Annotated in this window: 22 protein-coding genes; 5 read left to right on the plus strand and 17 right to left on the minus strand. The window is 74.8% G+C overall.

Features of this window, described 5'->3' with window-relative positions:
• Positions 1 to 121: 121 nt before the first annotated feature.
• The 3 genes from DWV08_RS10445 to DWV08_RS10455 form a co-directional block, all read right to left on the minus strand.
• Complete coding sequence (locus DWV08_RS10445; RefSeq protein WP_115413722.1) at positions 122 to 1,411, minus strand: O-acetylhomoserine aminocarboxypropyltransferase/cysteine synthase family protein; 1,290 nt, start codon at positions 1,409 to 1,411, stop codon at positions 122 to 124.
• A 113-nt stretch (positions 1,412 to 1,524) separates the two neighbouring features.
• The gene (locus tag DWV08_RS10450) at positions 1,525 to 3,234 is read right to left on the minus strand and encodes an ABC-F family ATP-binding cassette domain-containing protein (RefSeq protein ID WP_115413723.1); all 1,710 of its coding nucleotides are present in this window, start codon (positions 3,232 to 3,234) and stop codon (positions 1,525 to 1,527) included.
• A gap of 112 nt (positions 3,235 to 3,346) precedes the next feature.
• Positions 3,347 to 4,321, minus strand: a complete 975-nt coding sequence (locus DWV08_RS10455; RefSeq protein ID WP_115413724.1) for an N-acetylmuramic acid 6-phosphate etherase — start codon at positions 4,319 to 4,321, stop codon at positions 3,347 to 3,349.
• A 222-nt stretch (positions 4,322 to 4,543) separates the two neighbouring features.
• Between DWV08_RS10455 and DWV08_RS10460 the strand changes: the two genes are divergently transcribed.
• Positions 4,544 to 5,590, plus strand: coding sequence for an N-acetylglucosamine kinase (locus DWV08_RS10460; protein WP_115413725.1), 1,047 nt, complete (start codon positions 4,544 to 4,546; stop codon positions 5,588 to 5,590).
• 88 nt (positions 5,591 to 5,678) lie between these two features.
• The gene (locus DWV08_RS10465) at positions 5,679 to 7,106 is read left to right on the plus strand and encodes a flavin-containing monooxygenase (protein WP_115413726.1); all 1,428 of its coding nucleotides are present in this window, start codon (positions 5,679 to 5,681) and stop codon (positions 7,104 to 7,106) included.
• An 88-nt stretch (positions 7,107 to 7,194) separates the two neighbouring features.
• On the opposite strand, the gene DWV08_RS10470 is transcribed toward DWV08_RS10465, so the two are convergent.
• The 13 genes from DWV08_RS10470 to DWV08_RS10530 all read right to left on the minus strand — a co-directional run bounded on the left by DWV08_RS10470 (position 7,195) and on the right by DWV08_RS10530 (position 22,494).
• On the minus strand, positions 7,195 to 8,988 hold the full coding sequence (locus DWV08_RS10470; RefSeq protein WP_115413727.1) for a cytochrome c oxidase assembly protein: 1,794 nt from the start codon (positions 8,986 to 8,988) through the stop codon (positions 7,195 to 7,197).
• Complete coding sequence (locus DWV08_RS10475; protein ID WP_115413728.1) at positions 8,985 to 9,395, minus strand: fluoride efflux transporter FluC; 411 nt, start codon at positions 9,393 to 9,395, stop codon at positions 8,985 to 8,987. Before DWV08_RS10475 ends, DWV08_RS10470 begins: the two co-directional genes overlap by 4 nt.
• Positions 9,392 to 9,967 (minus strand): fluoride efflux transporter FluC, encoded by a 576-nt coding sequence (locus DWV08_RS10480; protein ID WP_241237216.1) that lies wholly within the window; start codon positions 9,965 to 9,967, stop codon positions 9,392 to 9,394. The genes DWV08_RS10475 and DWV08_RS10480 overlap by 4 nt, the downstream gene beginning before the upstream one ends.
• Before the next feature lie 68 nt (positions 9,968 to 10,035).
• The gene (locus DWV08_RS10485; RefSeq protein WP_115413729.1) at positions 10,036 to 11,547 is read right to left on the minus strand and encodes a dihydrolipoamide acetyltransferase family protein; all 1,512 of its coding nucleotides are present in this window, start codon (positions 11,545 to 11,547) and stop codon (positions 10,036 to 10,038) included.
• 34 nt (positions 11,548 to 11,581) lie between these two features.
• Complete coding sequence (locus tag DWV08_RS10490; protein ID WP_115413730.1) at positions 11,582 to 12,568, minus strand: alpha-ketoacid dehydrogenase subunit beta; 987 nt, start codon at positions 12,566 to 12,568, stop codon at positions 11,582 to 11,584.
• Entirely contained in the window at positions 12,565 to 13,680 is a 1,116-nt protein-coding gene (locus DWV08_RS10495) for a thiamine pyrophosphate-dependent enzyme (RefSeq protein WP_115413731.1), read from the minus strand. The genes DWV08_RS10490 and DWV08_RS10495 overlap by 4 nt, the downstream gene beginning before the upstream one ends.
• Positions 13,681 to 13,783: 103 nt before the next feature.
• Positions 13,784 to 14,986 carry an anhydro-N-acetylmuramic acid kinase gene (locus tag DWV08_RS10500; RefSeq protein WP_115413732.1) on the minus strand — a complete coding sequence of 401 codons (1,203 nt, stop codon included), beginning with the start codon at positions 14,984 to 14,986 and terminating at the stop codon, positions 13,784 to 13,786.
• A complete protein-coding gene (locus tag DWV08_RS10505) occupies positions 14,986 to 16,446 on the minus strand; it encodes a glycoside hydrolase family 3 N-terminal domain-containing protein (RefSeq protein ID WP_115413733.1) in 1,461 nt (486 codons plus the stop codon). Before DWV08_RS10505 ends, DWV08_RS10500 begins: the two co-directional genes overlap by 1 nt.
• A gap of 3 nt (positions 16,447 to 16,449) precedes the next feature.
• On the minus strand, positions 16,450 to 17,277 hold the full coding sequence (locus DWV08_RS10510; protein WP_115413734.1) for a carbohydrate ABC transporter permease: 828 nt from the start codon (positions 17,275 to 17,277) through the stop codon (positions 16,450 to 16,452).
• Positions 17,274 to 18,245 (minus strand): carbohydrate ABC transporter permease, encoded by a 972-nt coding sequence (locus DWV08_RS10515; RefSeq protein WP_115413735.1) that lies wholly within the window; start codon positions 18,243 to 18,245, stop codon positions 17,274 to 17,276. Before DWV08_RS10515 ends, DWV08_RS10510 begins: the two co-directional genes overlap by 4 nt.
• Positions 18,242 to 19,537, minus strand: a complete 1,296-nt coding sequence (locus tag DWV08_RS10520; protein WP_115413736.1) for a sugar ABC transporter substrate-binding protein — start codon at positions 19,535 to 19,537, stop codon at positions 18,242 to 18,244. The genes DWV08_RS10515 and DWV08_RS10520 overlap by 4 nt, the downstream gene beginning before the upstream one ends.
• A 300-nt stretch (positions 19,538 to 19,837) precedes the next feature.
• The gene (locus tag DWV08_RS10525) at positions 19,838 to 21,103 is read right to left on the minus strand and encodes a Gfo/Idh/MocA family protein (RefSeq protein WP_115413737.1); all 1,266 of its coding nucleotides are present in this window, start codon (positions 21,101 to 21,103) and stop codon (positions 19,838 to 19,840) included.
• A 62-nt stretch (positions 21,104 to 21,165) separates the two neighbouring features.
• On the minus strand, positions 21,166 to 22,494 hold the full coding sequence (locus DWV08_RS10530) for an MFS transporter (protein WP_115413738.1): 1,329 nt from the start codon (positions 22,492 to 22,494) through the stop codon (positions 21,166 to 21,168).
• Between the two features lie 212 nt (positions 22,495 to 22,706).
• Here DWV08_RS10530 and DWV08_RS10535 point away from each other — a divergent pair, with 212 nt between their 5' ends.
• A complete protein-coding gene (locus tag DWV08_RS10535) occupies positions 22,707 to 23,225 on the plus strand; it encodes an RDD family protein (RefSeq protein WP_115413739.1) in 519 nt (172 codons plus the stop codon).
• A 60-nt stretch (positions 23,226 to 23,285) separates the two neighbouring features.
• Here DWV08_RS10535 and DWV08_RS10540 read toward each other — a convergent pair whose 3' ends face one another.
• Positions 23,286 to 24,395, minus strand: a complete 1,110-nt coding sequence (locus DWV08_RS10540; protein WP_115413740.1) for a histidinol-phosphate transaminase — start codon at positions 24,393 to 24,395, stop codon at positions 23,286 to 23,288.
• A 157-nt stretch (positions 24,396 to 24,552) separates the two neighbouring features.
• Here DWV08_RS10540 and DWV08_RS10545 point away from each other — a divergent pair, with 157 nt between their 5' ends.
• Complete coding sequence (locus DWV08_RS10545) at positions 24,553 to 24,951, plus strand: phage holin family protein (protein WP_115413741.1); 399 nt, start codon at positions 24,553 to 24,555, stop codon at positions 24,949 to 24,951.
• Positions 24,952 to 25,105: 154 nt separating this feature from the next.
• On the plus strand, positions 25,106 to 26,521 hold the full coding sequence (purB, locus tag DWV08_RS10550) for an adenylosuccinate lyase (protein ID WP_115413742.1): 1,416 nt from the start codon (positions 25,106 to 25,108) through the stop codon (positions 26,519 to 26,521).
• The last annotated feature ends 34 nt before the right edge of the window (positions 26,522 to 26,555 follow it).

Here is a 26,555-nt window from a genome sequence, read left to right on the forward strand (position 1 = left end):
GCCCTCCAGCGTATCGGCCCCGACTGCATGACCGCTGGCCCGCCCCGCGGCGTGCGGCGACCGGGCCCGCCACGCCCCGAGGACGTCCCTCGCGGCGCGGCGGTCGGGGCCTGCCCGGGCCTCATGCGGAGGCGGCAACCAGACCCTGCTCGATGTCGGCGAGGATGTCGTCGATGTGCTCGAGGCCCACGCTGAGACGCACGAAACCCGGCTCGACGCCCGCGGCACGCTGCTCCTCGGCCGAGAGCTGCGAGTGGGTGGTGGAGGCAGGATGGATCACCAGGGAGCGGACGTCCCCGATGTTCGCGACGTGGCTGTGCAGCGTGAGCGCGTCCACGAACCGCTTGCCGGCCTCGAGCCCGCCCGGCAGCACGAAGCCGAGCACGCTGCCGGCGCCGCGCGGGAGGTACTTCTGCGCCGTCTCCCGGTACGGGGAGCTGGGCAGGGACGCCCAGGTCACGGTGCCCACGCGGTCGTCGGCCTCGAGGAACTCCGCGACGGAGCGGGCGTTGTCGAGGTGGCGCTCCATGCGCAACGGCAGGGTCTCCAGGCCCTGCCCGATGAGGAAGGCGTTGAACGGGGAGACCGCCGGGCCCAGGTCGCGCAGCAGGTTGGTGCGGGCGCGGGTGGCGAAGGCGGCGGGCAGGCCCGCGAAGACGAGCCCGTTGTAGGACTCGTCCGGCTCGGTGAACTGCGGGTACTTCGCGGGGTGGGCGGCGAAGTCGAAGCTGTCGCCGTCCACGATCACCCCGGCGATCGAGGTGCCGTGGCCGCCGAGGAACTTGGTGGCCGAGTGGACCACCACGTCCGCGCCGTGCTCGAGGGGGCGCAGCAGGAACGGGGTGGCGACGGTGTTGTCGACGATCAGCGGGACGCCCGCCTCATGGGCGACGTCCGCCACGGCCCGCAGGTCGGGGATGTCCTGCTTGGGGTTCGGGATCGACTCGACGAAGAACGCGCGGGTGGTCTCGTCGGCCGCGGCGCGCCAGGAGGCGGGGTCGGTGGGATCGGCCACCCACTGCGGGGTGATCCCCAGCCGGGACAGGGTGTGCTTGAAGAGGTTGTACGAGCCGCCGTAGAGGCTCGGGGACACCACCACGGAGTCGCCCGCCCCGGCGAGGTTCAGGATCGACAGCGTGATCGCGCTCTGCCCGGAGGCGAGCAGCAGACCGGCCGCCCCGCCCTCGAGCGCGGCGATGCGATCCTCCACCGCGGCCTGGGTGGGATTGGTGATGCGGGTGTAGATCGGGGCGGCCTCGGCGAGCGCGAAGCGATCCGCCGCCGACTCCGCGGAGGGGAACACGAAGCTGGTGGTCTGGTGGATCGGCAGGGCCCGCGATCCGGCGTCGGAATCGGGCGCCTGGCCGGCGTGGATGGCAAGGGTCTCGAACTGCTGGGGCTGCGCGGTCATCGTGGGCTCCTCCTGGGACGGGTGACACGCCCCAGCATTCCCGGGCCGCGCCGGGGCACGAAGGTTCGTGAACGCGTATGACGCGACGGCCCGCCGCCCGCGGCGGGCACGGCTCAGCCGAGCTCCAGCACCTCGCCGTCCCAGCGGCGGCGCAGCCAGCGGTCGTGGGAGGCGAGCAGCACGGTCCCGTCCCACTCCTGCAGCGCCGCCTCCAGGCGGGTGGCGGTGACCAGGGCGAGGTGGTTGGTGGGCTCGTCGAGCACGAGCAGCTCGGGCGGGTCCAGCAGCACGGCGGCGAGCATGACGCGGCGCAGCTGCCCGCGGGACAGCGCGGTGAGCTCGCGGCCCAGGTCGCGGGGGTGGACCAGGCCGAACAGCTCGGGCACGGCGTCGTCGGACGGAGCGAGCCCGGCCGCCGCGCGCAGGTGCGCGCCGACGCTGCGGCCCGGCACCGCGGTGTCGTCCTGGCCCAGGTGGCCGATGCGCAGGCCGCGGGGCCGGTCCACGGTGCCGGAGGTGGGGGCCAGGCGCCCGGCGATCACGTCCAGGAGGGTCGACTTGCCGGTGCCGTTGGCGCCGGTGATCAGCAGGCGCTCCCCGGCGGAGAGGCGGAAGGAGGTGGGGGCGAGGCGCCCCGCCACGGCGACCTCGCTGACGGCCAGCTGGACGCCCTGCTCCCTGCGCCCGGCGGCGGGGAGGTGGGTGAGATGCAGCTCGGCGGGCGGCTTGCGCACCTGCTCGCGCTCGAGCCTGTCCAGCCGCTCCCGGGCCTCGCGCAGCCGGCGGGAGACCACGGCGGCGTTGCGGTCGGCGTAGAACTTCTTCGCCGCACGGGCCTCGGTGCGCGGGGCGGCGCCCGGATGGCCGACGGTCGCGGCGTCCTTCACGGCGCGGCGCAGCGCCGCGAGCTCCTCCTGCTCGGCGCGGAACCGGTGCTCCCAGCGGTCGCGGGCCTCGAAGCGGGCCAGCAGATGGTCGCTGAACCCGCCGGTGAAGACGGTCGCGCCGCCGGGCTCCGCACCGGCCGGGGACTCGGCGGGGTCGAGGTCGATCTGGGCGGCGGTGGCGTCGTCGAGGAAGGCGCGGTCATGGCTGGCGATCAGGACCGGCCCGGGATGGGCGGCGACCGCCGCGGCGAGGAAGGCGGCGCCGGCGTCGTCGAGGTGGTTGGTGGGTTCGTCGAGGAGCCAGGTGGTGGGGCGGGCGATGAGGAGATGGGCGAGGGCGAGCCGCTCCCGCTGCCCGCCGCTGAGCAGTCCCAGCGCGGTGGCGGGGTCGACCGCGGCCAGGCCCAGCCCGGCGAGGACCTCCTCGGCGCGCCACTCGGCGTTCCACACGTCGGCGAGCGTGGCCTCGGCCAGCAGGGCGTCGTAACGCTGCGCCGCCTGCGCGGGCGGCGCGGCACCCGCCTCGGCCAGCGCCTCCCCCGCCGCCTCCAGAGCGCGCTCGAGGCGGCGGGAGCGCTCGAGCGCGTCCGCGACCACCTCGGTGAGCGATGCCTCCGCACCGAAGCGCAGCTCTTGGTGGAGCACGCCCACGGGCCCGGGCGCGGCACAGCCGCCCGCCTCGGGGGCGAGCTCCCCGGCGAGCACCCGCAGCAGCGTGGACTTGCCGCTGCCGTTCTCGCCCAGCAGCCCGGTGGGCCGGCCGGCGGGGACGACGAGGCTCACGTCGGTGAGCACACGGCGGTCCGGATAGGAGAAGGAGAGGCCGTCGGCCCGCAGGTGCAGGGACGGCTCCCCGGAGGCGCCGCCCGGCGACGGGACGGGGGCGGGGTGCGCGGGCACGGGGGCGTGCCGGGACGCGGTGGGGTGCGCGGGCATGGATCAGCTCCTCGACGCGGAGGGGGCGGGGACGCGGAGGCTGATCAGCGGAGCATGCGGCCACGGTAGGCGCCGCCGGGCGCGGGGTCCAGGGAATATCCCCGCCGGCCGCTCACTCCCCGGTGCGCAGCGCCTCCACGGCGGAGCGGATCCCGGCCGGATCGCCGAGCCGCCGCGCATCGCGGGGGAAGCGCTCGAGGGCCTGCGCCGCGGCGTCGACCTCCGCGCCGGCCAGCAGCGCCACCAGGGCGGTGCGCACACTGCCGCCGGCGGCCTGGAGCACCTCGGCGGCCTGCTGCGGGGCGGCGCCGCTGGCCTGCACCAGCATCCGCACCGTGCGGGCCACGAGCTTCGCGTTGGTGGGCCGCACGTCGATCATGAGGTTCCCGAAGGTGGTGCCCAGGCGCACCATCGTCGCGGTGGAGAGCGCGTTCAGGGTGAGCTTCTGGGCGGTGCCGGCCTTCATGCGGGTGGACCCGGTGACCACCTCGGGGCCCACGTCCAGCAGGATCGCGTGATCGGCGAGCGCGGCCAGCGGCGCCTGCGGGTTCGCGGAGATCAGGGCGGTGGGCAGGCCCGCCTCCCGCGCCGCCTCCAGCGCCCCGCCCACGAAGGGGGTACGGCCGCTGGCGGCCAGGCCGATCACCACGTCCCCGGCGCGACAGTGCTCCGCCACCACGGCGGCGCCCTGCTCGGGGGAGTCCTCGGCGCCCTCCACCGCGGTGAGGAAGGCGCCGGGACCGCCCGCGAGGTGCGCGGCGACCATCGACTCGTCGGCGTCGAAGGTGGGGGCGAGCTCCACGGCGTCCAGCACCGCCAGGCGCCCGGAGGTGCCGGCGCCCAGGTAGTGCACGGTCCCGCCCGCCGAGATCGCGCGCACGCACTCCTCCACCAGCGCGGCGATCTGCGCGGCCCGGGCCTGGACGGCGGCGGCGACCGTGGCGTCCTCGCCGAGGATCACGTCGACCATGCCGCGGGCGTCGAGGGTGTCCAGCTCGGCGCTGGCGGCGTTGCGCTCCTCCGTGGGGGAGGCGAGATCGACGAGCACGACATCGAGGGTCGTCTCGTCCCGCGGGGTGGTGCTCACGTCGGGCTCCTGAGGGGTCGGGGGCGGGCCGGGCACGGCCGCCGAGGAGGCGCCGGCCGCGGCGCCGGGTGGGGTCGGGGCACGCACGGCGCGCCCTGCGGGACCAGGGTACCGATGCGGCGGCGGCGCACCGCCGGAACGCGTCGGCGCGACTCCGCGACCCGCGCCCCTGCCCGCCGGCGCCGCCTACGATGAGGCCCCCGAGCGAGAACGAGGAGCGACATGGACGAGGACGTCCCCGGCAGCCCCGCCCCGGCACCCCCCGACTCCCCCGGCGCCGCGACGCCGTGGCTGCTCGCGGGGGACGTCGGCGGCACCAGCTCCCGGCTGGTCCTCGCCGCGCCCGACGGGACCGTGCGGGCCGAGGTGACCGGTCCCGGCGCGAACCTGCGCTCCTCCGGCACCGACGCCCTCGACCACGTCCGGGACGCCGCCCGCACGCTGCTGGCCCGCGGCGAAGCGCTGTGCAGCGCCCGCGCCCCGGTGGCCGCGGCCGTGCTGGGGGTCTCCGGCGCGGGGCCGGCCCGCGCGGCCGAGGTGCGCGCCGCGGTGACCGAGCGCCTGGGCGCCCTCGGCATCGATCCCGCGCGGGTGCGTGTCACCGACGATCTGCTCACCGCCTTCCTCTCCGGCGGGGTGGGGGACGACGGCCTGCTGCTGCTCGCCGGCACCGGCGCCGTGGGCGTGCGCTTCGAGGGCCGGGAGGCCGTGGCCCGGCGCGACGGCATGGGCTGGCTGCTGGGGGACGTCGGCTCCGCGGTGTGGCTGGGACGCCGCACCCTCGAGGCGGTCGCCGCGGACCTCGACGGGCGCGGCCCCCGCACCGGGCTCACCGAGGCGCTCGGCGCCGTGCTCGAGCTGGACCTGCGCGACGGGGCCCGCCCGCCCTCGACCACGGGAGACCCCCGGCAGGACCTGATCCGTGCGCTCGACGACCTGCTCCCCGCCGGGGCGCCCGCCGCGCTGGGCCGCTTCGCCCCGCTGCCGGGCACCCTCCCGGAAGACGAGGTGGCCGGCGCGATCCTCGCCGCTGTCGTCGCGCACGTGCGCGACGGCGTGCGGGCGCTGGATCCGCGGGCGACGCTGCCGGTGGTGCTGGCCGGCTCCGTGCACACCGCCCCCGGGCCGCTGCGCACCGGGATCGAGGCGGCGCTGCGGGAGGAGGGGCGCCTGGTGCGGTCCGCCGTCACCGGCCTGCCCGGCGCGCTGCTGCTGGCGAGCGAGCTCGCCGCCCGCCGGGCGGCGGAACCGGACGGGCGCGACCACTAGGATGGCGGGCGACCCCACCGCCGAGCCGGGTGCCCGCCGCACGCACCGGGCGCCGCGCGCCGCACGACCCGGAAGAAGGCTCCCCTCGATGCCCGCTCCCCACGACACGATCCCCACCCGCGAGAAGGTGCTGATCATCGGGGCCGGCCCCGCCGGCCTCGCCGCCGCCGCGGCCCTGACGGCGCTCGAGGTCCCCTTCGACATGGTGGACCGCGCCCCGCACGTGGGCGGGATCTGGGACCCGGAGCGCGCCGACTCCCCGGTGTGGCCCACGCTGGAGATGATCTCCTCGCGCGAGTTCACGCAGTACGAGGACCTGCTCCAGCCGGTCTCCTTCCCCGAGTACCTCTCCCCCGCGCAGATGGGGAAGTATCTGCGCGCCTACGCCGCCCGGCACGATCTCACCGAGCACTTCCGGCCCCGCACCGCGGTGCGGACGGCGCGCCCCTTCGACGAGGGGGTGTGGGAGGTGGAGCTCTCCACCGGCGAGGTGGGGATCTACCGCGCCGTGATCTCCGCGCACGGCATCTCCCAGCGACCCCACCGCCCGGCCTGGGCCTCGGAGGTCCCCTCCTCGGTGCGCGTGATCCACTCCTCCGAGTGGACCGGGGCCGACGGCCTCGAGGGGCAGCGCGTGCTGGTGGTGGGCTCCGGGCAGTCCGCCGCGGACATCTCCGTGGACGCCGCACGGCGCGCCCTGGAGGTGCGCTGGTCGATGCGCACGGGCCACTGGGTGGTGCCGCGCCGGATCGCCGGGATGCCCGGCGACGTCGCCGCCTCCCGCGAGCCCTCCCTGCTGGGCGGCCTGAACGCGCGGATCGCCGAGGCCGTGGTGCGCCGCACCGTGGGCGACCCGGTCGAGGCCGGCCTGCCCGCCCCCGCCGCGCCGCTGCTCGAGGACGCCGTGATCGTCTCCGACGACGTGCTGGACCGGGTGCGGGAGGGCCGGATCACCCCGGCCGGTGAGGTGACCGGCGTCGACGCGGACGGCCGCATCACCCACCGCGCCACGGGCGCGCACGCCGGCCACCAGGGCTTCTCCCCCGATCTGATCGTGCTGGCCACCGGGTACGAGACCGGCGCCGACCACCTCCCGGCCGGCGTGGTGCCCCGCACGGCCGGCGGCGAGCTCGACCTCTTCCTGGGCGCCTTCGCCCGCGGCCGCGACGACCTGGTGATCCTGGGCCAGCAGCGGGTCTCCGGCGGCGTGCTGCCGATCCTCGTGGAGCAGGCGGACATCGCCGCGTACATGCTGGCCGCCTCCCGCGAGGGCTCCTCCCCCGCGCTGGAGCGGTTCCGCCGGCTGCGCGCCGGCGCCGAGACGGCGATCCCCGCGGCGCCCGCTCCCGCGCCCTCCGGCGTGCGCGGACGGGTGGAGGGCCTGCTCGGCGCGCAGAAGGTCACCGCACGCCGCGCCGCGGCCACCTCCCGCGACGGCGAGGAGCAGCTGGTACCGCAGGTGGACCGGGACACGCTGCTGGCGCGGCTGCGCTCGGTGCGGGAGCTGTTCGCCTGAGGCACCGCCCCGCCCCGGAGGACCGCCCGCCCGAGGGAGCCCCTCCGGCGGGCGGATGCCCCTCCGGGGCGGGGCCGGCGCCGGCGCGTCAGTCGTGCCGGGACGCCCGCCGCCGTGCCCGCAGGCCCGTGAGCGCCACCACCGCGGCGGTCACCGCCACCACCAGCAGCACGGCGGCGCCCGCGCGCTGCTGATCGGCGAGCGCGTCCGCCCACCAGGTGCGCCCGGTGGCCCCGAACCAGCTCGCGGCGAGCAGCCGCTCGGTGCGCAGCAGCACGGCGCCCGCGACGAGGCCCAGCAGAATCGGCGCGCCCGGCACCAGCGCCTGCTGCCACCGGGGCGCGGTCCCGGGGACGGCGCGGACCGCCAGCGCGGTGAGCACTCCCCCGGCCAGCGCCGCCACCTGCAGCAGCAGGTGCATGGCGTGGCCGTCGAGGGCGAGGCGCAGGAACGGGCTCGCGTAGGCGACCACCAGTGCCACCGGCCCCACCAGGGCCGCCACGGCGGCGCGCCACCAGCGGCCCGCCAGCAGGGCGTCCAGCCACCGGGGTGCCGTGGCGGCGAGGCCCAGCAGCACGCCGGCCGGCACCATCAGCAGCAGATGCTGGAGCACGTGGGCGGAGACCAGCACCTTGCCGTACACGTTCAGCGGCCCGCTGGTGAGCAGCACCAGCGCGGCGGCACCGCCGAGCAGGGCCAGGCTGCGGCCGCGCGGCCGATGCGGCGCCCGGGGCCGCCACCACGCCAGCACCAGCGCGCAGGCGAGCGCCATGCCGAAGGGGGCCGGCCGCCACGCCGTCAGCACGGACACCGCCCCCGGCGCGTCCGGCAGCGGGTAGCCGGTGAGCACCCCGGCCACCCCGGCCGGGGGCGTGCCCGCATCGGCGGGCGGCGGGGAGGAGCTCATCGCGGCCGCGAGCGCGACCGCGAGCCCCATCAGGGCGAGCTCGAGGACGGCGAGGCGCCGGTAGGCGCCGCGGGCGTGCACGCCCGCGGCGTCGGCCCCGAACCCGGCGGCGAGCTGCCGGCGCTGCAGCGCGCCGAGGCCGCCCAGGAGCAGCAGCAGCACGGCCTTCGCGAGGCCCACCTGCACGTAGGCGCTGGTGAGGAGGTCCCCGGGACCGTTCATGCGCACGGCCAGCGCCCACACCCCGCTCAGCGCGAGCGCCACCCAGCACAGCAGCGCCAGGTGCGAGTAGCCGCGCACCACCTGCGCGTGGTCCCGGCCCCGGTCCGGGAGCGTCTGGAGCACGGCGAGGCCGCCCAGCCAGATGCCTACGGCCACCAGGTGCACCAGCATCGTGGAGGTGCCCACCTCGTGGGTCTCGTCCCCGGCGGCGTGGCCGGTCATCGCGGCGGCGAAGGTGGTGAGGGCGGCCCCCACCAGCACGGCGCGCGCGATGCCCACCGAGGTGCCCAGCACGGCGACCGTGGTGGTGGCGGCGGCGACCACCAGCGCGAACAGCAGCCAGGCGCCCAGATCGGTGGCCAGGTACACGCTGAGATCGGAGCCGAAGCGCGGCGAGGAGACCGGCTGCCCGGTCGCGACCGCGTAGGAGAAGGCCAGCGCCACGCCGCGGGCGAGGGTGGTGATCCCGGCCGCGATCCCCACCACCAGCAGCACGCGGGCGCGGTCCTCGGGATCGCGCAGCAGCCAGCCGGCCACCACCGCGCCGCCGAAGGTGACGGCGCCGGCGAGATCCGCGAGGGTGGCGGCCACGGGCGCGCCGTACCGGGCCACCGGGCCCGCGTCCAGCAGCACGGCGTTCTCCCCGCCGGCCACGTGCGCGGCCAGCACCGCCACCGCCGCGAGCACGGCCACGGCACCCAGCAGCGCCAGGAGCACCGCCGGGCGAGGGCGGGCCCCGGTCACCGCGGTCACGAGGCGATCACCAGGCCGAGCCACAGCACGGCCATGCCGCCGCCGATGCTCAGCAGCAGGTACGCCAGCGCCAGGGAGAAGGAGCGGCGGCGCACCAGGGAGACGATGTCGAAGGCGGCGCTGGACAGGGTGGACAGGCCGCCGCAGAAGCCCACGGAGAGCATCAGGTACCCGTACTCGCCGGCCCCGCCGGCGGAGCCGATCCGCGCCACGATCACCCCCAGCAGGAAGCAGGCGAGGAAGTTCGCGACCACGGTGGCGCCGGGGCGCACCAGCTCGGACACCGGGGGCCTCCAGGAGGCGCCCGCACGCTCGGCGAGCTGCGTGATCCCCCAGCGGGTCGCGGCGCCGAGGCCGCCGCCGATCCCCACCAGGAGCGCGGCCAGGAGGTAGGCGCCCGCGCTCATGCCGTCCCCTCCTCGGTCCCCGTGCTCGCCGGGGAGCGGCGCTCGGCGAGGCGGCGCCCGCCCACCAGGCCCACCACCAGGGCGCCCAGACCGGCCACCACGGTGACCACGGCGTAGGTGAGCGCGAGCACCGGGAAGTCCGCGCCGATGATCGCGGAGCCCTCCAGCACCACGGAGGAGAAGGTGGTGAACCCGCCGCACACGCCCACGCCCAGCAGCGGCGCCATCCACGGCCTGCCGGCCCGCACCTCGAGCGCGCCGTAGAGCGCTCCCAGGCCCAGGCTGCCCAGCACGTTCGCCCAGAGGGTGGCCCACGGCATCTCCACCAGGGTGGGGGTGGTGACGGTGGGGACCAGCACCGCGAGCGAGAAGCGCAGCACGGTGCCGATCATGCCGCCCAGCGCCACCAGCAGCGCCGTCTTCCACGCCGGCAGCCCGGGCTGCACGGCGCCGGAGCCGAGCACGTCCGAGTCGGTGACGTCCTCGAAGCGCAGGGCCTCCATCTCGACGGTGTGCATGCGCGGGTCGTCGCGGCGCCGGGGGTCCGGGGCGGGCGGGGGGCTCGAGGTCACCTCCCCAGCCTAGCGAGGAGCCCCGGGAGCGGGCCGTTCAGGGGCGCCGCCGGGGCGAAGCCCACATCTCAGCCCCAGACCAGACCCAGCGAGGGCTGCTCGAGCACGGCGCTGACGTCCCGCAGCAGCTCCGCGCCCAGCGCCCCGTCGATCAGGCGGTGGTCGAAGCTCAGCGAGAGCGTCGCGACCTGGCGCGGCACCACCTGGCCGTCCACCACCCACGGCTTCTCCTTGATCGCGCCCACGCCGAGGATCGCGGACTCCCCCGGGTTGAGGATCGGGGTGCCGGAGTCGATGTCGAACACGCCGTAGTTGGTGATCGTGATGGTGCCGTCGCGGGTGTCGCGCAGGGAGGTGCGGCCGGCCCGTGCGGTGCGGGCGAGGTCGCCGATGCCCTCGGCGAGCTCGCGCAGGGTCATCAGGTGGGCGTCCTTCAGGTTCGGCACGATGAGGCCGCGCGGGGTCGCGGCCGCGATGCCCAGGTTCACGTAGTGCTTGTAGACGATCTCCTGGGCGGCCTCGTCCCAGGAGGCGTTGACCTCGGGGTTGCGGCGGATCGCCACCAGCAGCGCCTTCGCGATCACGGCGAGGGGGCTGATCTTGACGTCCGCCCATTCCCGGGAGGTGCGCAGCTGGGCGATGATCTCCACCGCCGCGGTCATGTCGATCTCGTTGAACACGGTGACGTGCGGGGCGGTGAAGGCGGAGGCCACCATCGCCTCCGCCGTGCGGCGGCGCACGGAGCGGATCGGCACCCGGGTGGTGCGCTCGTCGCTGGTGACGCCGGAGAAGGCCTGGTCGCGGGTGGTCTTCATGGCGCCGCCCAGGCCCTCGGGCGCCTGCGGGGACTCCTCGGGGAAGTAGGCGGCGTCCGTGTCGCCGCCGATGGCGCGCTGCTGGGCGGCGAGCACGTCCTCGCGGGTGACGGTCCCCTCCGGCCCGGTGGCGAGCACCTCGTGCAGCGCGATCCCGAGATCGCGGGCGAGCTTGCGCACCGGCGGCTTGGCGAGGATCCGGTCGATGGGGACCTGCTGGGCGGCGTCGGCCTGCGCGGGCTCCGCGCGGCGACGACGGCGCCGCTGCGCGCTGGGGCGCTCCCCGTAGCCGACGAGGTTCGCGGGGCCCCGGGTCGTCTCCGCCGCGGCGGCGGGCGCAGGCTCCTGGGGCGCGGGCTCCTGGCCCGCGGCGGCCTCGGCGGCCACGGGCACCTGGTCGGCGAGCTCCTGCGCCGAGGGGTCCGGCGCGCCGTCGCTCGCGCCGGCGGCCGACGGGGCCGGGGCCGACGGGGCGGGGGCAGGCCCCCCGGCGGTGTCCACCTGCACCAGCGGCGTGCCGACGGGGACCTCGTCCCCCACGGCCACGAGGATCGCCACCACGGTGCCGGCGACGTGGCTGGGCAGCTCCACGGCGCTCTTGGCGGTCTCCACCTCCACCACCGGGGCGTTGATCTCGATCCGGTCGCCCACGGCGACCTTGATCTCCAGGATCTCGGCCTCGGTGAGGCCCTCGCCGGGATCGGTGAGGTCGATGGTGACGAGGGAGGGCGCCGGGGACCCGGCGGTGCCTGCTGCGGCGTTCATGGTGGTGATCCTTTCACGCGCGGTGCGCGGTCCGTCAGTGCTCGAGCAGGCGGTCCACGCCGTCGAGCACCCGGTCGAGGTCGGGCAGGTAGGCGTGCTCCATGCGCGCCGGCGGGTACGGGAGGTGGTAGCCGCCCACGCGGAGCACGGGCGCCTCGAGGTGGTAGAAGCACTCCTCGGAGATCCGGGCGGCGATCTCGCCGCCCAGGCCGCCGAGCACGGGCGCCTCGTGGACGATCAGCAGGCGGCCGGTGCGGCGCACGGAGTCCGCGATGGTGGGGACGTCCACCGGGGACAGCGAGCGGGCGTCGATCACCTCGAGGTCGAGGCCGTCGGCCTCCGCGGCCTGCGCGCTCTCCAGCGCGAGCGGCATCGACGGGCCCCAGGCCAGCAGCGTCGCATCGGTGCCGGGCCGCACCACCTGCGCCTGCCAGGGCGAGAGCGCGGGGCGACGGTCCGGGTCGACGTCGCCCTTGACCCAGTAGCGGCGCTTGGGCTCGAGCATGATCACCGGGTCCTCGGATTCGATGGCCTGGCGGGTCATCCAGTACGCGTCCTGCGCGGTGGCGGGGGCGAGGATGCGCAGCCCGGCGGTGTGCGCGAACAGCGCCTCGGGGCTCTCGGAGTGGTGCTCGACGGCGCCGATCCCGCCGCCGTGCGGGATCCGGATCACCATCGGCAGGTTCACCGCGCCGGAGGTGCGGTTGTGCATCTTCGCCACCTGGGTGGTGATCTGGTTGTAGGCGGGGAATACGAAGCCGTCGAACTGGATCTCCACCACGGGACGGTAGCCGCGCACGGCCAGGCCCACGGCGGTGCCCACGATCCCGGCCTCGGCCAGGGGGGTGTCCACCACCCGCTGGGCGCCGAACTCGGCCAGCAGGCCGTCGGTGACGCGGAAGACCCCGCCCAGGGTGGCGATGTCCTCGCCCATCAGCAGCACGCGGTCGTCGGCCGCCATCGCGTCGCGCAGGCCGGCGGTGATGGCCTTGGCGATCGGGAGGGTCGAAGAGGTGCTCATCGGGTCGTCTCCTCGGTGTCCTCGTCCTCGAACTGCGCGACGTACTCGAGGTACTGCGCCCGCTCGGCGTCGACGATCGGATGGGGCTCGGCGTAGGGGTGGTCGAACATGCGCACCGGGTCCGGGTCCTCCATGCCGTGGATGTGGTGATGGAGCTGCATGGCGAGGTCGTGGGCCTCCTCGTCGCAGCGGGAGGTGAACTGCTCGTCGATCTCGCCGAGCTGCTCGAGGTGGCGGCGCAGGCGCAGGATCGGATCCTTCGCGGCCCACTCCTCCTCCTCCGCGGCGGGGCGGTAGCGGGAGGCGTCGTCGCTGGTGGTGTGGGCGGCCATGCGGTAGGTCATCGCCTCGACGAACACGGGGCCGTTCCCGCCCCGGGCGGAGTCCAGGGCGGTGCGCACCGCGCCGAGCACGGCGAGCACGTCGTTGCCGTCCACCCGCACCGAGGGGATGCCCCAGCCGCGGGAGCGCTGGGCGAGTGGCACCCGGGACTGCACCTGCGTGGGCACGGAGATCGCCCACTGGTTGTTCTGGGTGTAGAACACCACCGGCGCCTGGAAGGAGGCGGCGAAGGTGAAGGACTCCGCCACCTCGCCCTCGGAGGAGGCGCCGTCGCCGAACAGCGCCAGCACGGCGGTGTCCGTCTCGGCGTCGCCGGTGCCCACCACCCCGTCGCGCTGCAGGCCCATCGCATAGCCCACGGCGTGCGGGGCCTGGGAGCCCAGCACGATCATGTACGGGTGGGTGCGCAGGGCGTTGGGGTCCCAGCCGCCGTGGCTGATGCCGCGGAACAGCTCCAGCAGCCGCCAGGGCTCGATACCGCGCGCCCAGGCCACGCCGTGCTCGCGGTAGGTGGGGACGAGGTAGTCCTGAGTCCTGGACGCGTGGCCGGCGCCGATCTGCGCGGCCTCCTGCCCCAGGGCGCTCGCCCACAGGCCCAGCTGGCCCTGGCGCTGCAGGCTGGTGGCCTCGAGGTCCGCCGCGCGGATCATCACCATGTCGCGGTAGTAGCCGCGCAGGCGCTCGGGCGCGGCGAGGCCGCTCTCCTCGAGCACGGCGTCCAGCTGCTCGTGCGGGGTGCGGGTGCCGTGGGGCGCGAGGAGCTGGACCATCGGCTCCTCGGCCGCGACATCAGGGATCGTGGACCGGAAGATGCTCACCCGGGTAGCGTAACTTACGGGACCGTAGGGTCAAGGAGATGGTCCGCGAGACGGGTCACGACGCGGGGTGCAGCACGAGGCGCGTCACCGGGGTGCCGTCGGCGGCGGTGCGCGGCAGATCGCGCAGGGCATGGGGCGGGGTCAGCGCGCCCAGCACCACCGGACGGCGGGCCCCGGTGTGGGCGGTGCCGTCGGCGAGGGCGAGGGTGCCGGGCAGGCCGTGCGCACCCAGGTGGCCCAGCAGTGCCATGAGCAGCGCCTCCTTGCCGTCGGCGGGGATGCCCAGCTCGTCGGCGTCCCGCAGCGGCAGCGGGGCGAGGTGGGCGGCCAGCCGCTCCCTCAGCAGCGGGTTGCGGATCCCGCCGCCGGAGGCGACCACCCGGGTCGCGCCCAGGGAGGCGATGCCCTCGGCGATGGTCACGGCGGTGAGCTCCACCAGGGTGGCCAGCAGGTCCGGCAGGGCGAGGGCGGCCAGCGCCCGCTCCCCCAGCATCCGCCGCACGTACTCGGCGTCGAAGTGCTCACGGCCGGTGGAGCGCGGCAGGGGCCGGGCGTAGAAGGGTTCGGCCAGCAGGGCCTCGAGCGCCGCGGCGTCCACGGTGCCGGTGCGGGCCAGGGCCGCATCGTGATCGGCGCTCCGCCCGGTGGCCGCGTGCACGGCGGCGTCCAGCAGGGCGTTGCCGGGGCCGAGGTCCCCGGCCAGCAGCGGCGCCGCACCCACTCGGGTGACGTTGGAGATCCCGCCGATGTTCAGCACCGCGGTGACCTCGCCCGCGTCCCCTCCCAGCAGCAGCTGATCGAGGATCGGGACCAGCGGGGCGCCCTGGCCGCCGGCGGCGACGTCGGCCGCGCGCAGGTCGGACAGCACCGGGACACCGGCGGCCGCGGCGATCCGGGACGCGTCGCCGATCTGCAGCGTGCCGGCGACGGTGCCGTCCGCGCGGACGTCGTGGTGGAGGGTCTGCCCGTGGGCCGCGATCAGATCCGCGCCGCCGTGGCGGGCCAGCACCCGGGCGGCGGCGGCCCCGAAGGCCTCCCCCACCTGGGCATGCAGCCGGTTCCAGGTGGCGACGTCCGCCGGGGCGGGCGGCAGCACCGCGCGCAGCGCCCGACGGGTGGCCTCCGGCCACGGCTCCTCGCCCACGTGGAGCAGGCGGGCGCGCAGGGTGGAGGGCTCCGAGGGGTCGCGGTCGAGGTCGGCGAGCACCACGTCGATCCCGTCCAGGCTGGTGCCGGACATCATGCCCAGCACGCGCATCAGCGCCCACCGTCCACGAGCAGGGCGGCGACGGCGCGCATCAGGGGGCGGCCGCCGCCGTGGGCCAGCACCAGGCGGCGGTGGTCCGGGGCGGCGTCCGGCACGCCGGTGTGGACCACGATCGTCTCGGGCCGACGGGCCAGCAGCTCGGCCAGGTGCCGCCCCTCCTCGGGGTCGCTGCGGGGCAGGCGGGTCACGGCGACCAGCTGGGCATGCCGGGCGGCCTGATCAGGGGGCGCGAGCTCCTCGGCCTCGAGGCCGTGCTCGCGCAGCGCGTCCGCGAGCTGCTGGCGACGGGCGCCGGAGGCGTGCTGGGCACGGCGGCGCAGATCCACCACCGCCGTGGCCACCGGGTCGAGGTGGGCGTGGCGGGCGCGCACGGCGCGGGCCGCCGCCTCGGCGCCCAGCTCCTCGAGGCGCCGCATCGCCGCCTCCACGGTGGGCGCCGGCACGAAGCGGCGCCGGGTGCGCAGGCTGCGCAGCGTCTCCCGGGTGTGCGCGGCCCGGGCCCGCAGCATCTCGCGGTCCAGACGCCCCGACGCCACGGCACCGGCCAGCGCATCGTGGGCCTCGCGGAGCATCTGCTCGTCGTCGCGGCGCAGCGAGGTGCCCAGGCACAGCAGGTCGGCGCCGGATTCGACGGCTCTCACCGCGGCCTCGGCGTACCCCGGATCCGCGGCGACCGCGGCCATGTCCAGCGCATCGGTGATCACCAGGCCGTGGAAGGTGCCGGCCACGGCGCGGTCCAGCAGCGGCCGGGACCAGGGCGAGATCGAGGCGGGCCCCTCGCCGAGCGCGGGCACCAGCACGTGCGCGGTCATCACCGAGTCCAGCCAGGGGGCGATCCGCCAGGGGGCGAGGTGCTCGCGCTCGAACTCCCTCGCCGGGAGGTCGATGCGGGGCAGCGCGGTGTGGGAGTCGGCGGCGGTGGCGCCGTGGCCGGGGAAGTGCTTGGCGCAGGTGCCCAGCCCCGCCTCGGTGAGCCCGGTGGCGAAGGCCCGCGCATGCGCGGCCACCCGATCGGGATCGTCACTGTAGGCACGGGTGCCGATCACGGGATTGGCCGGGTCGGTGGAGACGTCCAGCACGGGGGCGAGATCGAGGTCCAGGTCGCAGGCGGCCAGCAGGTCCCCCAGGGCGCGGCCGGCCGCGCGGGTCAGCTCGACGTCGTCGATCTCCCCCAGCGCCCAGGCCGTGGGCAGGGAGGAGCCGGTCGCCGCCTGGAGACGGGTCACGTCCCCGCCCTCCTCGTCGATCGCGACCGCGCAGTCCTCCGCGCGGGCGTGGATCGCGCGGGCGAGCCGGGCGGTGGTCGCCGCGTCCGGGGTGTTGTGACCGAAGAGGATCACCGAGGCCAGTCCGGCCTCAAGGGCCTCCCCCGTCCAGTCGGGCAGCTCGGTGCCGGTGAACGGTGCCATCAGCAGTCCGAGCACGTCCCGATCCCAGGTGCGGCGCTCCATCGCTCAGCCCTTCACCGCTCCGGCGGTCACGCCCTTGGCGAGATTCCTCTGGACCAGCACGAAGAAGATCACCACGGGAAGGGTGATGATCGTCGAGGCGGCCATCACCGCCCCCCAGTCCGCCGTGTTCTGGGTGAAGAAGGTCCGCAGGCCCACGCCCACAGTGTACTTCGCGCTGTCCTGCATGAACGTCAGGGCGAAGATGAACTCGTTCCACGCGGTGATGAACGAGAACACCGAGGTCGCCACCAGTCCGGGGGCGACCAGCGGCAGCAGCACCGAGCGGAACATCCGGAACCAGGTCGCCCCGTCGATGTACGCCGCCTCTTCGAGCTCGCGCGGGACCGCGGCCACGAAACCGCGGAGGTTCCAGATCGCGAAGGCGAGGGAGAAGCCGACGTACACGATGATCAGTCCCAGCAGGGAGTTGAGCATGTTCAGGGTCCGGGCCTGGAGGAACAGCGGGATGACCAGCGCCTCCAGCGGCACCATCTGCACCATCAGCACCATGATGAGCACCTGGGTGCGCAGGCGGAAGCGGAAGCGGGCCACGGCCACGGCCGCCAGCAGCGCGATCACGCCCGAGAGCAGCACGGTGCCGAGCGCGACGATCACCGAGACGCGCACGTAGCGCAGGAAGCCCGCATCGACCAGGACGTAGCGGAAGTGCTCGAGGGTGAACCCGCTGGGCAGCAGGCTCGCGCCCCGGGAGAGCGGGCTGGTGTCCACCGCGGTCGAGAGCATCCAGTAGAAGGGGAACAGGCTCAGCGAGAGCAGCACGATCGTGCCGATCACCCGTCCCGCCGTGGACGCCGGGGTCCGTCGATTCACAGCTCCTCCTCCTTCATGAGTACGCGGATGTAGATCACCGAGATCACCAGCAGCAGGACGGTCAGCAGCACCGCGATGGTCGAGCCCATCCCGTACTCGCCCTGGGCGAACGACTGGGTGTAGGACCACACGCCGAGGTTCATCACCTCGCGCGTGGAGCCGTCGCCGCCCGGCATCAGGTAGATCTGCACGAACACCTTGAAGTCCCAGATCGTCGAGAGGATCACGCAGACGGCGATGATCGGGCGCAGGGTCGGCACCGTGACGTTCCAGAAGCGTCCCCAGGCGTTGGCCCCGTCGATCGCCGCGGCCTCGTAGTGCTCCTGGGGGACGGTCATCAGTCCCGCGAGCATGGTGACGGCGATGAAGGGGAAGCCGTGGTAGACCACGTTGAGGGTGGCGATGCCGTAGAAGGTCCAGCGGTTGGTGAACCAGTTGTAGCTTCCCGCCTCCATCAGGCCCAGACCGTCCAGGGTCGAGCTCACCAGCCCGGACTGCGGATCGAACAGCCACACGAAGATGTACGTCCCGGTGAGGGCGGGCACCGCCCAGGCGACCATGATGGCGGTGGTGCAGATCGAGCGCCACAGGGTGCCGAGCGAGTTCAGGAACAGCGCGACGGAGGTACCCACGATCATCGTCAGCACCACGCACACGGCGGCGAAGCCGACAGTGTTCGGCAGCACGGTCGTCCACAGGAACGGGTCGCTGAGCACCTGGACGTAGTTGTCCAGGCCCACGTAGTTGCTCTCGCCTCGCAGGAGGTTGCGCAGCTGGTAGTCCTGCAGGGACAGGTTCAGCACCCGCAGCATGGGCCACAGCAGCAGCACCCCGAGCACGATCAGGCCGGGGGCGAGCAGCAGCCAGGGCGCGGCGCCGCGACGTGCGCGACGCCCCAGCGGGACGGTGCGGCGGGTCAGGCCCGTCGCACCGTCCTGCCGGCGGTCTTCGATCAGGGTCTGGCTCATCCGGAGAAGAAGCCGTCCATCTCGGCGGCCGCGGTGTCCGCCGCCTCCTGCACCGGGGTGCCGCCGAGGATGTCCCCCAGGAGGGTGTTGATCGTCTTGGCACCCTCGATCTTGCCCCAGGCCGGAGTGACCGGCACGGACCGGCCGCCCTCGACCATCTGGGTGGCGAAGACCTCGGTGAGCTCGTCGCCGCCGGCGACCACCGCGTCCATCGCCTCCGTGGTGCCGGGGAAGTAGTTGGTCTCCTCCGCCCAGCGGGTGGCGAAGTCGCCGGTGGTGATCAGCTTGATCAGCTCGAAGGCGAGCTCCGGCTCCTGCGTCTCGGTGAAGCGGCACACGAGCGAGCCGCCCAGGAAGGAGGGCGCGACGGCGCCGTCCTTCGCGGGGATGGTGAACGCCACGAGCTTCTCCCCCAGCTCGGGATTGTCCTGACGGATGGTCGCGGGCGTCCAGGAGCCGGAGATGAACATCGGCACCTTCTCCTGGAGGAAGGCGGCCAGGGCGTCCACCTCCATCCAGGTCGCGGCGGCGGCCGTGGAGGAGTTGTGCTTCAGGGCCAGATCCGCGTACCAGGACAGCCCCTCGACGGCCTCGGGGGAGTTGATGGTCGCCTTCCAGGCGCCGTCCTGCTCCTCGGCGATCATGCCGCCGCTGCCCCAGACGAAGGAGACCGCGGGGAAGATGCTCGCCCCCAGCACGGGGAAGGAGATCCAGTCCGGGTTGTGGTCCTCGAGGGTGGTGATCATCGTCAGCAGCTCGTCCCAGTTCTGGGGCTGCGTGTTCACCCCGGCCTCCTCGAGCATCTCCCGGTTGGCGAGGATCGAGCGGACGCCGGCGTACCAGGGCATCCCGTACATCGAGCCGTCGAGGGTGCCGGCCTCCACCAGCCCGTCCACGAGCCCGTCGACCAGGCCGGCCGCCTCGATGTCCGCGGTGAGGTCGTCGATGCCGCCCGCATCCGCGAACTCCGGGACCCAGGTGGTGCCCACCTCGGCGACGTCCGGACCGGTGCCTCCCGCCATGGCGGTGACGAACTTGTCGTGCGCGCCGTCCCAGGGCTGCACCTGGACGTCGAGGGTGGCGCCCGTGGCCTCGGTGAACGCTGCCTTGAGCTCCTCGATGTAGGCGTCGGCGCTGGCGTTGGTGCCCTCCATCAGCCAGAAGGTGAGGGTCTTGCCCTTGCCGTCCACCGCGCCGCCGCCGGAGCCTTCGGAGTCACCCCCGCAGGCGGCGAGGGCGAGGGCGGCCGATCCGGCGGCGCCGGCGGCCAGGGCGTGTCGTCGGGTGATCATGAGTGACTCCTTCGTCGGGCCCCGCACGAGCGCCCGACCGGCGGCCGGGCATGCGGGTGTGGCTCAGTTCTGCATCGAACGGCGGCGATCCTGTCGCGCCGGAGGCCGGCAGCAGCGCTGGCATCGGCCTCCCACGGATATTACACAACCTCATTGCAAAATAGAACTCGGCCCCCGCGCACACCTCGACGAACGGCCCGTGCGGAGCCGGCGCACCCCGCACAGAGACCGGCGGGCCCGGAGCGCGTTCGCTCCGGACCCGCCGGGGATGTCCCGCCGCCCGAGGGCGGCGGCGTCGACTCACTGGTCGCCGAGCAGCGCCTCGAGGTCGATCGGCTCCTGGTCCGCGTCCAGATCGACGACCGGCAGCGGGCTCTCGCCCAGGTCGCGGATCTCCAGGCGCTCGCCGCCCCGCGTCATGGACTCGTGCGCGATCACGCCGGGGAGGGTGTAGCGGGCGGCCTGCCAGGCGTTGACCACGGGCTGGTGGCCGTCGGCGACGGCACGGGCGAAGTCGTCCACCAGGAAGTGGTGCGCCCCCTCGTGCCCGTTGGGCAGGCCCTGGAACTCGCGGGGCAGGCGCGCCTGGTGGTGGACGGCGGCGGCGCCCGCCACGAAGGCGTCGCGCAGGGCGGGCGAGACGTCCGCCAGGCGCGGGTCGTCCAGGCTCATGGTGGAGCCCGTGGCGATCAGCTCCGTCACGTCCAGCACCCGCGACTTGTCGTGCCAGTAGGTGGTGGCGACGGTTTCCTCGAAGCTCGACTCCTCGCCGAAGAAGCGGAAGCGGGACTCGCGCTTGTGGCTCGGGTAGCCCACGCGGCGCAGCTCGTTGGTGCGCACGGCGCCGCCGTTGTCCATCCCGAACAGGGCGAAGGCGTTGGAGACGTCGTTGCCGAACATCGAGACCTCGGTGTCGAACACGCCGTCGCCGCGGGTGTCCGGCCGGCCGAGGGCGGAGACGGAGGTGGCGTGCCGCTCGCCGAGCACGCCGAACACCCCGCCCAGGGAGTGGGTGGGGTACAGCAGCGGCGGGTAGGACGCGGTGGCCTTCCACTGCTCGCCGCCGGAGTACCTGTAGGCGTCGTAGAAGCCGAGGTCCATGTCGTGCACGTAGTCGCCCTCGGCGTAGAACACCTCGCCGAAGGCGCCGGTGCGGTGGATCCGGCGGGCCAGCACCACGGCGGCGTTGTACTGGCTGGTCTCGCCCATCATGTAGACCAGGCCCGTGCGCCGCACCTCCTCGGTGATCGCGCGGATCTCCTCCTCCTCGATGGCCATCGGCACCGCCGAGTACACGTGCTTGCCGGCGCGCAGCGCGGCCAGGGCGTGCTCGCCGTGGGTCCAGCGCTGGGTGAAGATCGCGACGGCGTCGACGTCCGAGGCGAGCAGCTCCTCGAGGGTGGCGAAGCGGCCGGCGAAGTGCACGCCGCGCGCCTCGACGGCGTCGATCCGCTCGGGGACGGCGTCACAGGCGTAGAGCGCCTCGATCTCGGGGTGAGCGGCGAAGAGCTCCGCGAAGTGGGAGCCGAACTGTCCGATCCCGACGATCCCCAGGGTGAACGACATATTTCCTCCTCGAAATTAAGTGGTGGGGAAACGCTACCCAGATCGCGGCGGCGCGGCAAGCCTCAGAGCCGGCGCCAGCGCCCCGAGCGCCACACGTCCCGCCACGGCGGCACCCCGCGGCCCTGCGCGGCCATCCGCCGCCGCAGCCGGCGGCGGGAGAGCAGCATGCCCGCCACGCCGAGGCCCAGCAGCGGGAGCTGGACCGCGAAGGCCACCCGGAAGGCGTGGAGGTCGTAGGCGCCGTCCGGCCGCAGCAGGTCCAGCACCAGGCCGATCAGCAGGATCGAGAGCAGTCCGCCGATGAACCCGCCCATGATCACCACGCCGGTCGCGGTGCCCAGCCGGTGCCGGGCCAGGTCCGTGCGGGGGAAGTCGAAGCCCACGCTGCTGGCGGGCCCGCCGATCGAGAAGCCCGCCACCAGCAGCACCAGCAGCCAGATGGGCGCCGGCCCGGGCCACAGCACCAGGGCCAGCAGGGGCACGCCGATGCAGGCCACGATCAGCAGCACCAGGGTGGAGCGCCGCAGCGGATGGCGCTCGGTGAGCGCACCGATCAGCGGCCCTCCCACCACGGCCACCACCACCAGCACGGTCATCACCGCCGAGGCCGCGGGCCGGCTCAGCCCCTCCCCCGCGGTGAGGTACGGGTAGCCCCACATCATGGAGAAGGCGATGCCGGTGAAGCCGGCCGTGAAGTGGGTGAAGAACCCCAGCTGGGTGGAGGGATGGCGGACGATCCGGGCGAGCACCAGCGGGATCCTGGCGAGATCCTGCCGCACTCGCGGGCGCGGCATCCCCGGCGGGGTCGCGCGCACCACCAGCAGCGCGAGCAGCGCCGCGAGCGCGCTGACGGAGGCGGCCCCGCCGAAGGCGGGCGTCCAGCCCAGCACCGTCAGCGCCGCCACGAAGGGCACCGCGGAGGCGATCTGCCCCACCTGGCCCAGGATCCCGGTGAGCTGGGTGAGGATCGGCACCCGCGCCGCCGGGAACCAGGCGGGGACCAGCCGGATCGCGCTGGAGAAGGTGAGGGCGTCCCCGGCCCCCAGCACGATCCGCGCGATCATCGCCACGCCCACGGTCTCCGTCTGGGACATGAGCACCTGGCCCAGCGCCATGAGCACGGCGCCGGCGGTGAGGGTCGCGCGGGAGCCGAAGCGGTCCAGCAGCACGCCGGCGGGGATCTGGCAGAGCGCGTAGACGGCCAGCTGCAGCACCACGAAGGTGGAGACGATCGTGGCGGAGGCGCCGAACCGCTCGGTGGCCTCGAGCCCGGCCACGCCCATCGTGGTGCGCTGCAGCACCGCGATCGCGTACGCCGTCACGGCCGCGACCCACACCCCGTACGCGCGGGGGCCTCCGAGGGCGGGGGCGGGCGCGGCGGGGGTGCTCATGGAGGTCCTTCGGGGAGGTCGGGGCGGGGGCAGTCGGGCCGAACGCTGCGGGCGCCCTCCTGCTCCGGCAGGGACCCGACCGGCTCCGAGGGTAGCCGCCCGGGCCGCTGCCCGGCGCGGATGTCCGGCGGTTGCCGCGGGGCGCGGTGCGACCGGCGGGTAACGGCGGATGTTCGGTGGTGGGCGGTGGGCGCGGATGCTTGGCTGGGGCCATGGATCCTCTGGCGTCGCGGCGCGTGCGCGCCCACCTCACGGACTGCGTCGGCTACCTGGGCCTCGCCGCGGCGACGGCGCCCGTCGGGGTGCTGCTGGTGAGCACCACCTCTCTCGGGGAGAGCCGACTGTTCGCGCAGCTGGTCAGCGCGGTGCCGCCGGTGGCCGCGACCCTGCTGGCGGCGCGGGCCGAGTCCGGGCCGCACCGGGCCACCTGGGGCAAGCGCCGGCAGGGCCTCGAGGTGGCGGGCGCCGGCGGGGCGGCGCTGCCGTTCTCCCGAGCGCTGGGACGGAACACGGTGAAGATCCTGGTGCCCTGGCAGCTGGGGCACCTCACCGCGATCGGCGCCGTCGGGGGCGGCTTCGAGGAGGGCGATGCGCTCACCTACGGCTCCGCCGTCGCCGTCTACGCGGCGCTCGGGGTGGTCGCCGCGACCGTGCTGCGCCGCCCCGGGCGCGGGGTCCACGACCGGCTCGTCGGCGGCCGCGTGCTCCTCGCCGCCGCGCCCCGCGGCTGAGGCGCGCGCCCGGGATCTGTCCGAGGCCCGAGTCCGTGCCCGGGCCCGGGCCCGGAGCGTTCAGCGGGAGCGCCAGGCGGCGGCGATCTCGATCAGCAGGTCGTTGGCCTCCTGGCCGGCGATCGTGGCGCGCACCCCCTCGGTGCCGTAGGCGCGCATCACCAGGCCGCGGGCGTCGGCGAACTCGGCGAAGGCCGGGGTGTCCTCCCCCAACGGGAAGTACACGAAGTTGCCGTGGCTCGCGGGCAGCTCCCAGCCCTGCGCGGCGAGCGCCTGCTGCACGCGGGACCGCTCCGTGCGCACCCACTCGGCGCGGCGCTCGAGCTCCTCGGCGACCGTGGGCTCCAGGCAGGCCAGCGCGGCGGCCTGGGCGGGGCGGCTGGCGGAGAAGGGGATCGCCACCTGGCCCAGCGCGGCGGCGAGCCGCGGATGCGCGACCGCGTAGCCGAGCCGGAGCCCTGCCAGGCCCTGCAGCTTGGAGAAGGTGCGCAGCTGCACCACGTTGGCGTGGCGGCGGAAGATCCCGGCCGTGCCCAGCACGGTGGCGGGGTCGTGGAACTCGCGGTACGCCTCGTCGATCGCGACCACCACGTGCTCCGGGACCTGCGCGAGGAACGCCTCGACCTGGGCGGTGCTCAGCGAGGGCCCGGTGGGGTTGTTCGGGGTGCACAGCAGCACCAGGCGGGTGCGCTCGGTGATCGCCGCCGCCATCGCGTCGAGATCGTGCTCGGCGTCCGCCGTGAGCGGGACCTGCACGGAGGTGCCGCCCTGAGCGCCCACCAGCAGCGGGTACGCCTCGAAGGAGCGCCAGGCGTAGACCACCTCGTCCCCCTCGCCCACCAGGGCCCGCACCAGATCGGCGGTGACCGAGACCGAGCCGTTGGACAGCGCGATCTGGGCCGGCTCCACGCCGTGGCTCTCCCCCAGCGCCTCGCGCAGCGCGATCCCGGCGGCATCGGGGTAGAGGTGCATCTCGTCGAGCGTCGCGATCACGGCCTCGCGGACCGCCGGGACGGGCGGGAAGGAGGACTCGTTGGAGGAGACCTTCAGGCGGCGGATGCCGTCATCGGCCGGCGGCTTCCCGGGCACGTAGACCGGCAGGTCCTCGAGGGCGGGGCGCAGGCGGATGGTCTCGACGGGGGCGTCGGGGCGGGGGGACGTCTCAGACATGTCGCCAGGATAGGCGGCGCCGGGCAGGCGGCGGCGGCCTTGCGGTGAACGCACCCGCCGCGACCGGCGCACGGCGCCGCTCCGCTCCGCCCACGGCCCGCGCGATCCGGGGGCTCTCCCCCGTGCGTCGAGCGGGCACGGGCAGGACAATGGCGCCATGAGATTCCTCGGCCACATCATCGTCACCGGCCTCGCGCTGTGGGTCACGGCGCTGATCCTGCCCGGCATGCACCTGGGCGAGAACAGCGCGAGCGTGCTCACGCAGGTGCTCACCATCGGCGCGATCGCGCTGATCCTCGCGCTGATCGACACGATCGTGAAACCGATCCTGGAGCTGCTCGCCCTGCCCATCACCTGCCTCACCCTGGGGCTGTTCCAGCTGGTCATCAACACGCTGATGCTGCTGCTGGCCGGCTGGGTGTCCGGCCTGCTGGGGCTCACGCTCACGTTCGACAGCTTCTGGTGGGCGCTCGGCGCCGGCATCATCATCGGCATCCTCTCCGCGATCGTGGAGGCCGTGACCGGGCTCGGCGAACGCGGCCGCGAGCGCGCCTGAGCGGCGACCGACGCGGCGTGGTCGGGCCCCTCCGGATCCTCCACGGCCTGCGACAGGCCCGGCGCGCCCGTGCGGGGGCCGCCTCCCTCGGCCCCCGCGACCGCCCGTCGGCCCCGCTCGCCCCCGCGCGCGCGGGTCTGGGAGAATGCTCCCCATGGCTCACTCCTTCGCGGACATCACCCCGCAGATCGCCCTGACCCCGCTCGACGGCCGCTACCGCGCGCAGACCGCACCGCTGGTGGACCACCTCTCCGAGGCGGCGCTGAACCGCTCCCGCCTGGTGGTGGAGACCGAGTGGATGATCCACCTGCTGGATCAGCAGGTCATCCCCGGACTGCGCACCCTCACCGACGAGGAGCGGGCGCTGCTGCGCGCGATCCCGGAGGACTTCGGCGCCGACGGCATCGCCGAGCACGCCGAGATCGAGCGGGAGACCGTCCACGACGTCAAGGCGATCGAGTACTACATCAAGCGCCGCCTCGCCGGCACCACCCTCGAGCCGCTCGCCGAGGTGGTGCACATCTACTGCACCAGCGAGGACGTCAACAACCTCTCCTACGCGCTGATGGTCAAGGGTGCGGTGGAGCAGGTGTGGCTGCCCGCACTGCAGGGCGTCATCGCCGATCTCACCGCCCTGGCCCGCGAGGCCGCGGAGGTGCCGATGCTCTCGCGCACCCACGGCCAGCCCGCCACCCCCACCACGCTGGGCAAGGAGATCGCGGTGTTCGCGCACCGACTGCGCCGTCAGGAGCGACGGATCGCCGCGGACGAGTACCTGGGCAAGATCAACGGCGCGACCGGCACCTACGCCGCGCACGCCGTCTCCGTCCCGGGCGCGGACTGGCAGCAGGTCTCCCGCTCCTTCGTGGAGCACCTGGGCCTGACCTGGAACCCGCTGACCACGCAGATCGAGTCCCACGACTGGCAGGCCGAGGTCTACGCGGACATCGCCCGCGCCGGGAGGATCCTGCACAACCTCGCCACCGACGTGTGGACCTACATCTCGCTGGGCTACTTCCGCCAGCGCCTCTCCGCGCAGGGCGGCACCGGCTCCTCGACGATGCCGCACAAGGTCAACCCGATCCGCTTCGAGAACGCGGAGGCGAACCTCGAGATCTCCGGCGCGCTGCTGGACTCGCTCGCCTCGACCCTGGTCACCTCGCGCCTGCAGCGCGACCTCACCGACTCCACCACCCAACGCAACATCGGCCCCGCGATCGGGCACTCGCTGCTCGCGATCGCGAACCTCCGCAAGGGCCTGGCGGGCCTGGACGTGGACGCCGAGGCGATGGCCGCGGACCTCGAGGGGAACTGGGAGGTGCTCGGCGAGGCGGTGCAGTCCGTGATGCGCACCCTGGGCGTGCAGGGCCACGAGGGCCTGGACAACCCCTACGAGCGGCTGAAGGACCTCACCCGCGGCCACCGCGTGGACGGGGCGGGGATGCGGGAGTTCATCACCTCGCTGGGCCTGCCGGAGGCGGAGCAGGAGCGGCTGCTCGCGCTGAGCCCCGCCACCTACGTGGGCGAGGCCGCGCGCCTGGTGGCGCACCTGGAGGACGAGCGGGCCTGAGCCCGCCTCCCGTCGGCCGCCGCACGGGGGCCGA

It is taken from the genome of Brachybacterium saurashtrense, from assembly GCF_003355475.1.
GTDB lineage: Bacteria > Actinomycetota > Actinomycetes > Actinomycetales > Dermabacteraceae > Brachybacterium > Brachybacterium saurashtrense.

Excerpts from the sequence above, each read along its gene's own strand:
- DWV08_RS10500 (WP_115413732.1), bottom strand. The coding sequence starts at position 14,986 with ATGCGCGTGCTGGGCATGATGTCCGGCACCAGCCTGGACGGGATCGAC.
- DWV08_RS10465 (WP_115413726.1), top strand. The coding sequence starts at position 5,679 with ATGCCCGCTCCCCACGACACGATCCCCACCCGCGAGAAGGTGCTGATC.
- DWV08_RS10535 (WP_115413739.1), top strand. The coding sequence starts at position 22,707 with ATGGATCCTCTGGCGTCGCGGCGCGTGCGCGCCCACCTCACGGACTGC.
- DWV08_RS10540 (WP_115413740.1), bottom strand. The coding sequence starts at position 24,395 with ATGTCTGAGACGTCCCCCCGCCCCGACGCCCCCGTCGAGACCATCCGC.
- DWV08_RS10460 (WP_115413725.1), top strand. The coding sequence starts at position 4,544 with ATGGACGAGGACGTCCCCGGCAGCCCCGCCCCGGCACCCCCCGACTCC.
- DWV08_RS10505 (WP_115413733.1), bottom strand. The coding sequence starts at position 16,446 with ATGGAGCGCCGCACCTGGGATCGGGACGTGCTCGGACTGCTGATGGCA.
- DWV08_RS10475 (WP_115413728.1), bottom strand. The coding sequence starts at position 9,395 with ATGAGCGCGGGCGCCTACCTCCTGGCCGCGCTCCTGGTGGGGATCGGC.
- DWV08_RS10490 (WP_115413730.1), bottom strand. The coding sequence starts at position 12,568 with ATGAGCACCTCTTCGACCCTCCCGATCGCCAAGGCCATCACCGCCGGC.
- DWV08_RS10545 (WP_115413741.1), top strand. The coding sequence starts at position 24,553 with ATGAGATTCCTCGGCCACATCATCGTCACCGGCCTCGCGCTGTGGGTC.
- DWV08_RS10515 (WP_115413735.1), bottom strand. The coding sequence starts at position 18,245 with ATGAGCCAGACCCTGATCGAAGACCGCCGGCAGGACGGTGCGACGGGC.
- DWV08_RS10525 (WP_115413737.1), bottom strand. The coding sequence starts at position 21,103 with ATGTCGTTCACCCTGGGGATCGTCGGGATCGGACAGTTCGGCTCCCAC.
- DWV08_RS10445 (WP_115413722.1), bottom strand. The coding sequence starts at position 1,411 with ATGACCGCGCAGCCCCAGCAGTTCGAGACCCTTGCCATCCACGCCGGC.
- DWV08_RS10485 (WP_115413729.1), bottom strand. The coding sequence starts at position 11,547 with ATGAACGCCGCAGCAGGCACCGCCGGGTCCCCGGCGCCCTCCCTCGTC.
- DWV08_RS10450 (WP_115413723.1), bottom strand. The coding sequence starts at position 3,234 with ATGCCCGCGCACCCCACCGCGTCCCGGCACGCCCCCGTGCCCGCGCAC.
- purB (WP_115413742.1), top strand. The coding sequence starts at position 25,106 with ATGGCTCACTCCTTCGCGGACATCACCCCGCAGATCGCCCTGACCCCG.
- DWV08_RS10530 (WP_115413738.1), bottom strand. The coding sequence starts at position 22,494 with ATGAGCACCCCCGCCGCGCCCGCCCCCGCCCTCGGAGGCCCCCGCGCG.
- DWV08_RS10495 (WP_115413731.1), bottom strand. The coding sequence starts at position 13,680 with ATGGTCCAGCTCCTCGCGCCCCACGGCACCCGCACCCCGCACGAGCAG.
- DWV08_RS10520 (WP_115413736.1), bottom strand. The coding sequence starts at position 19,537 with ATGATCACCCGACGACACGCCCTGGCCGCCGGCGCCGCCGGATCGGCC.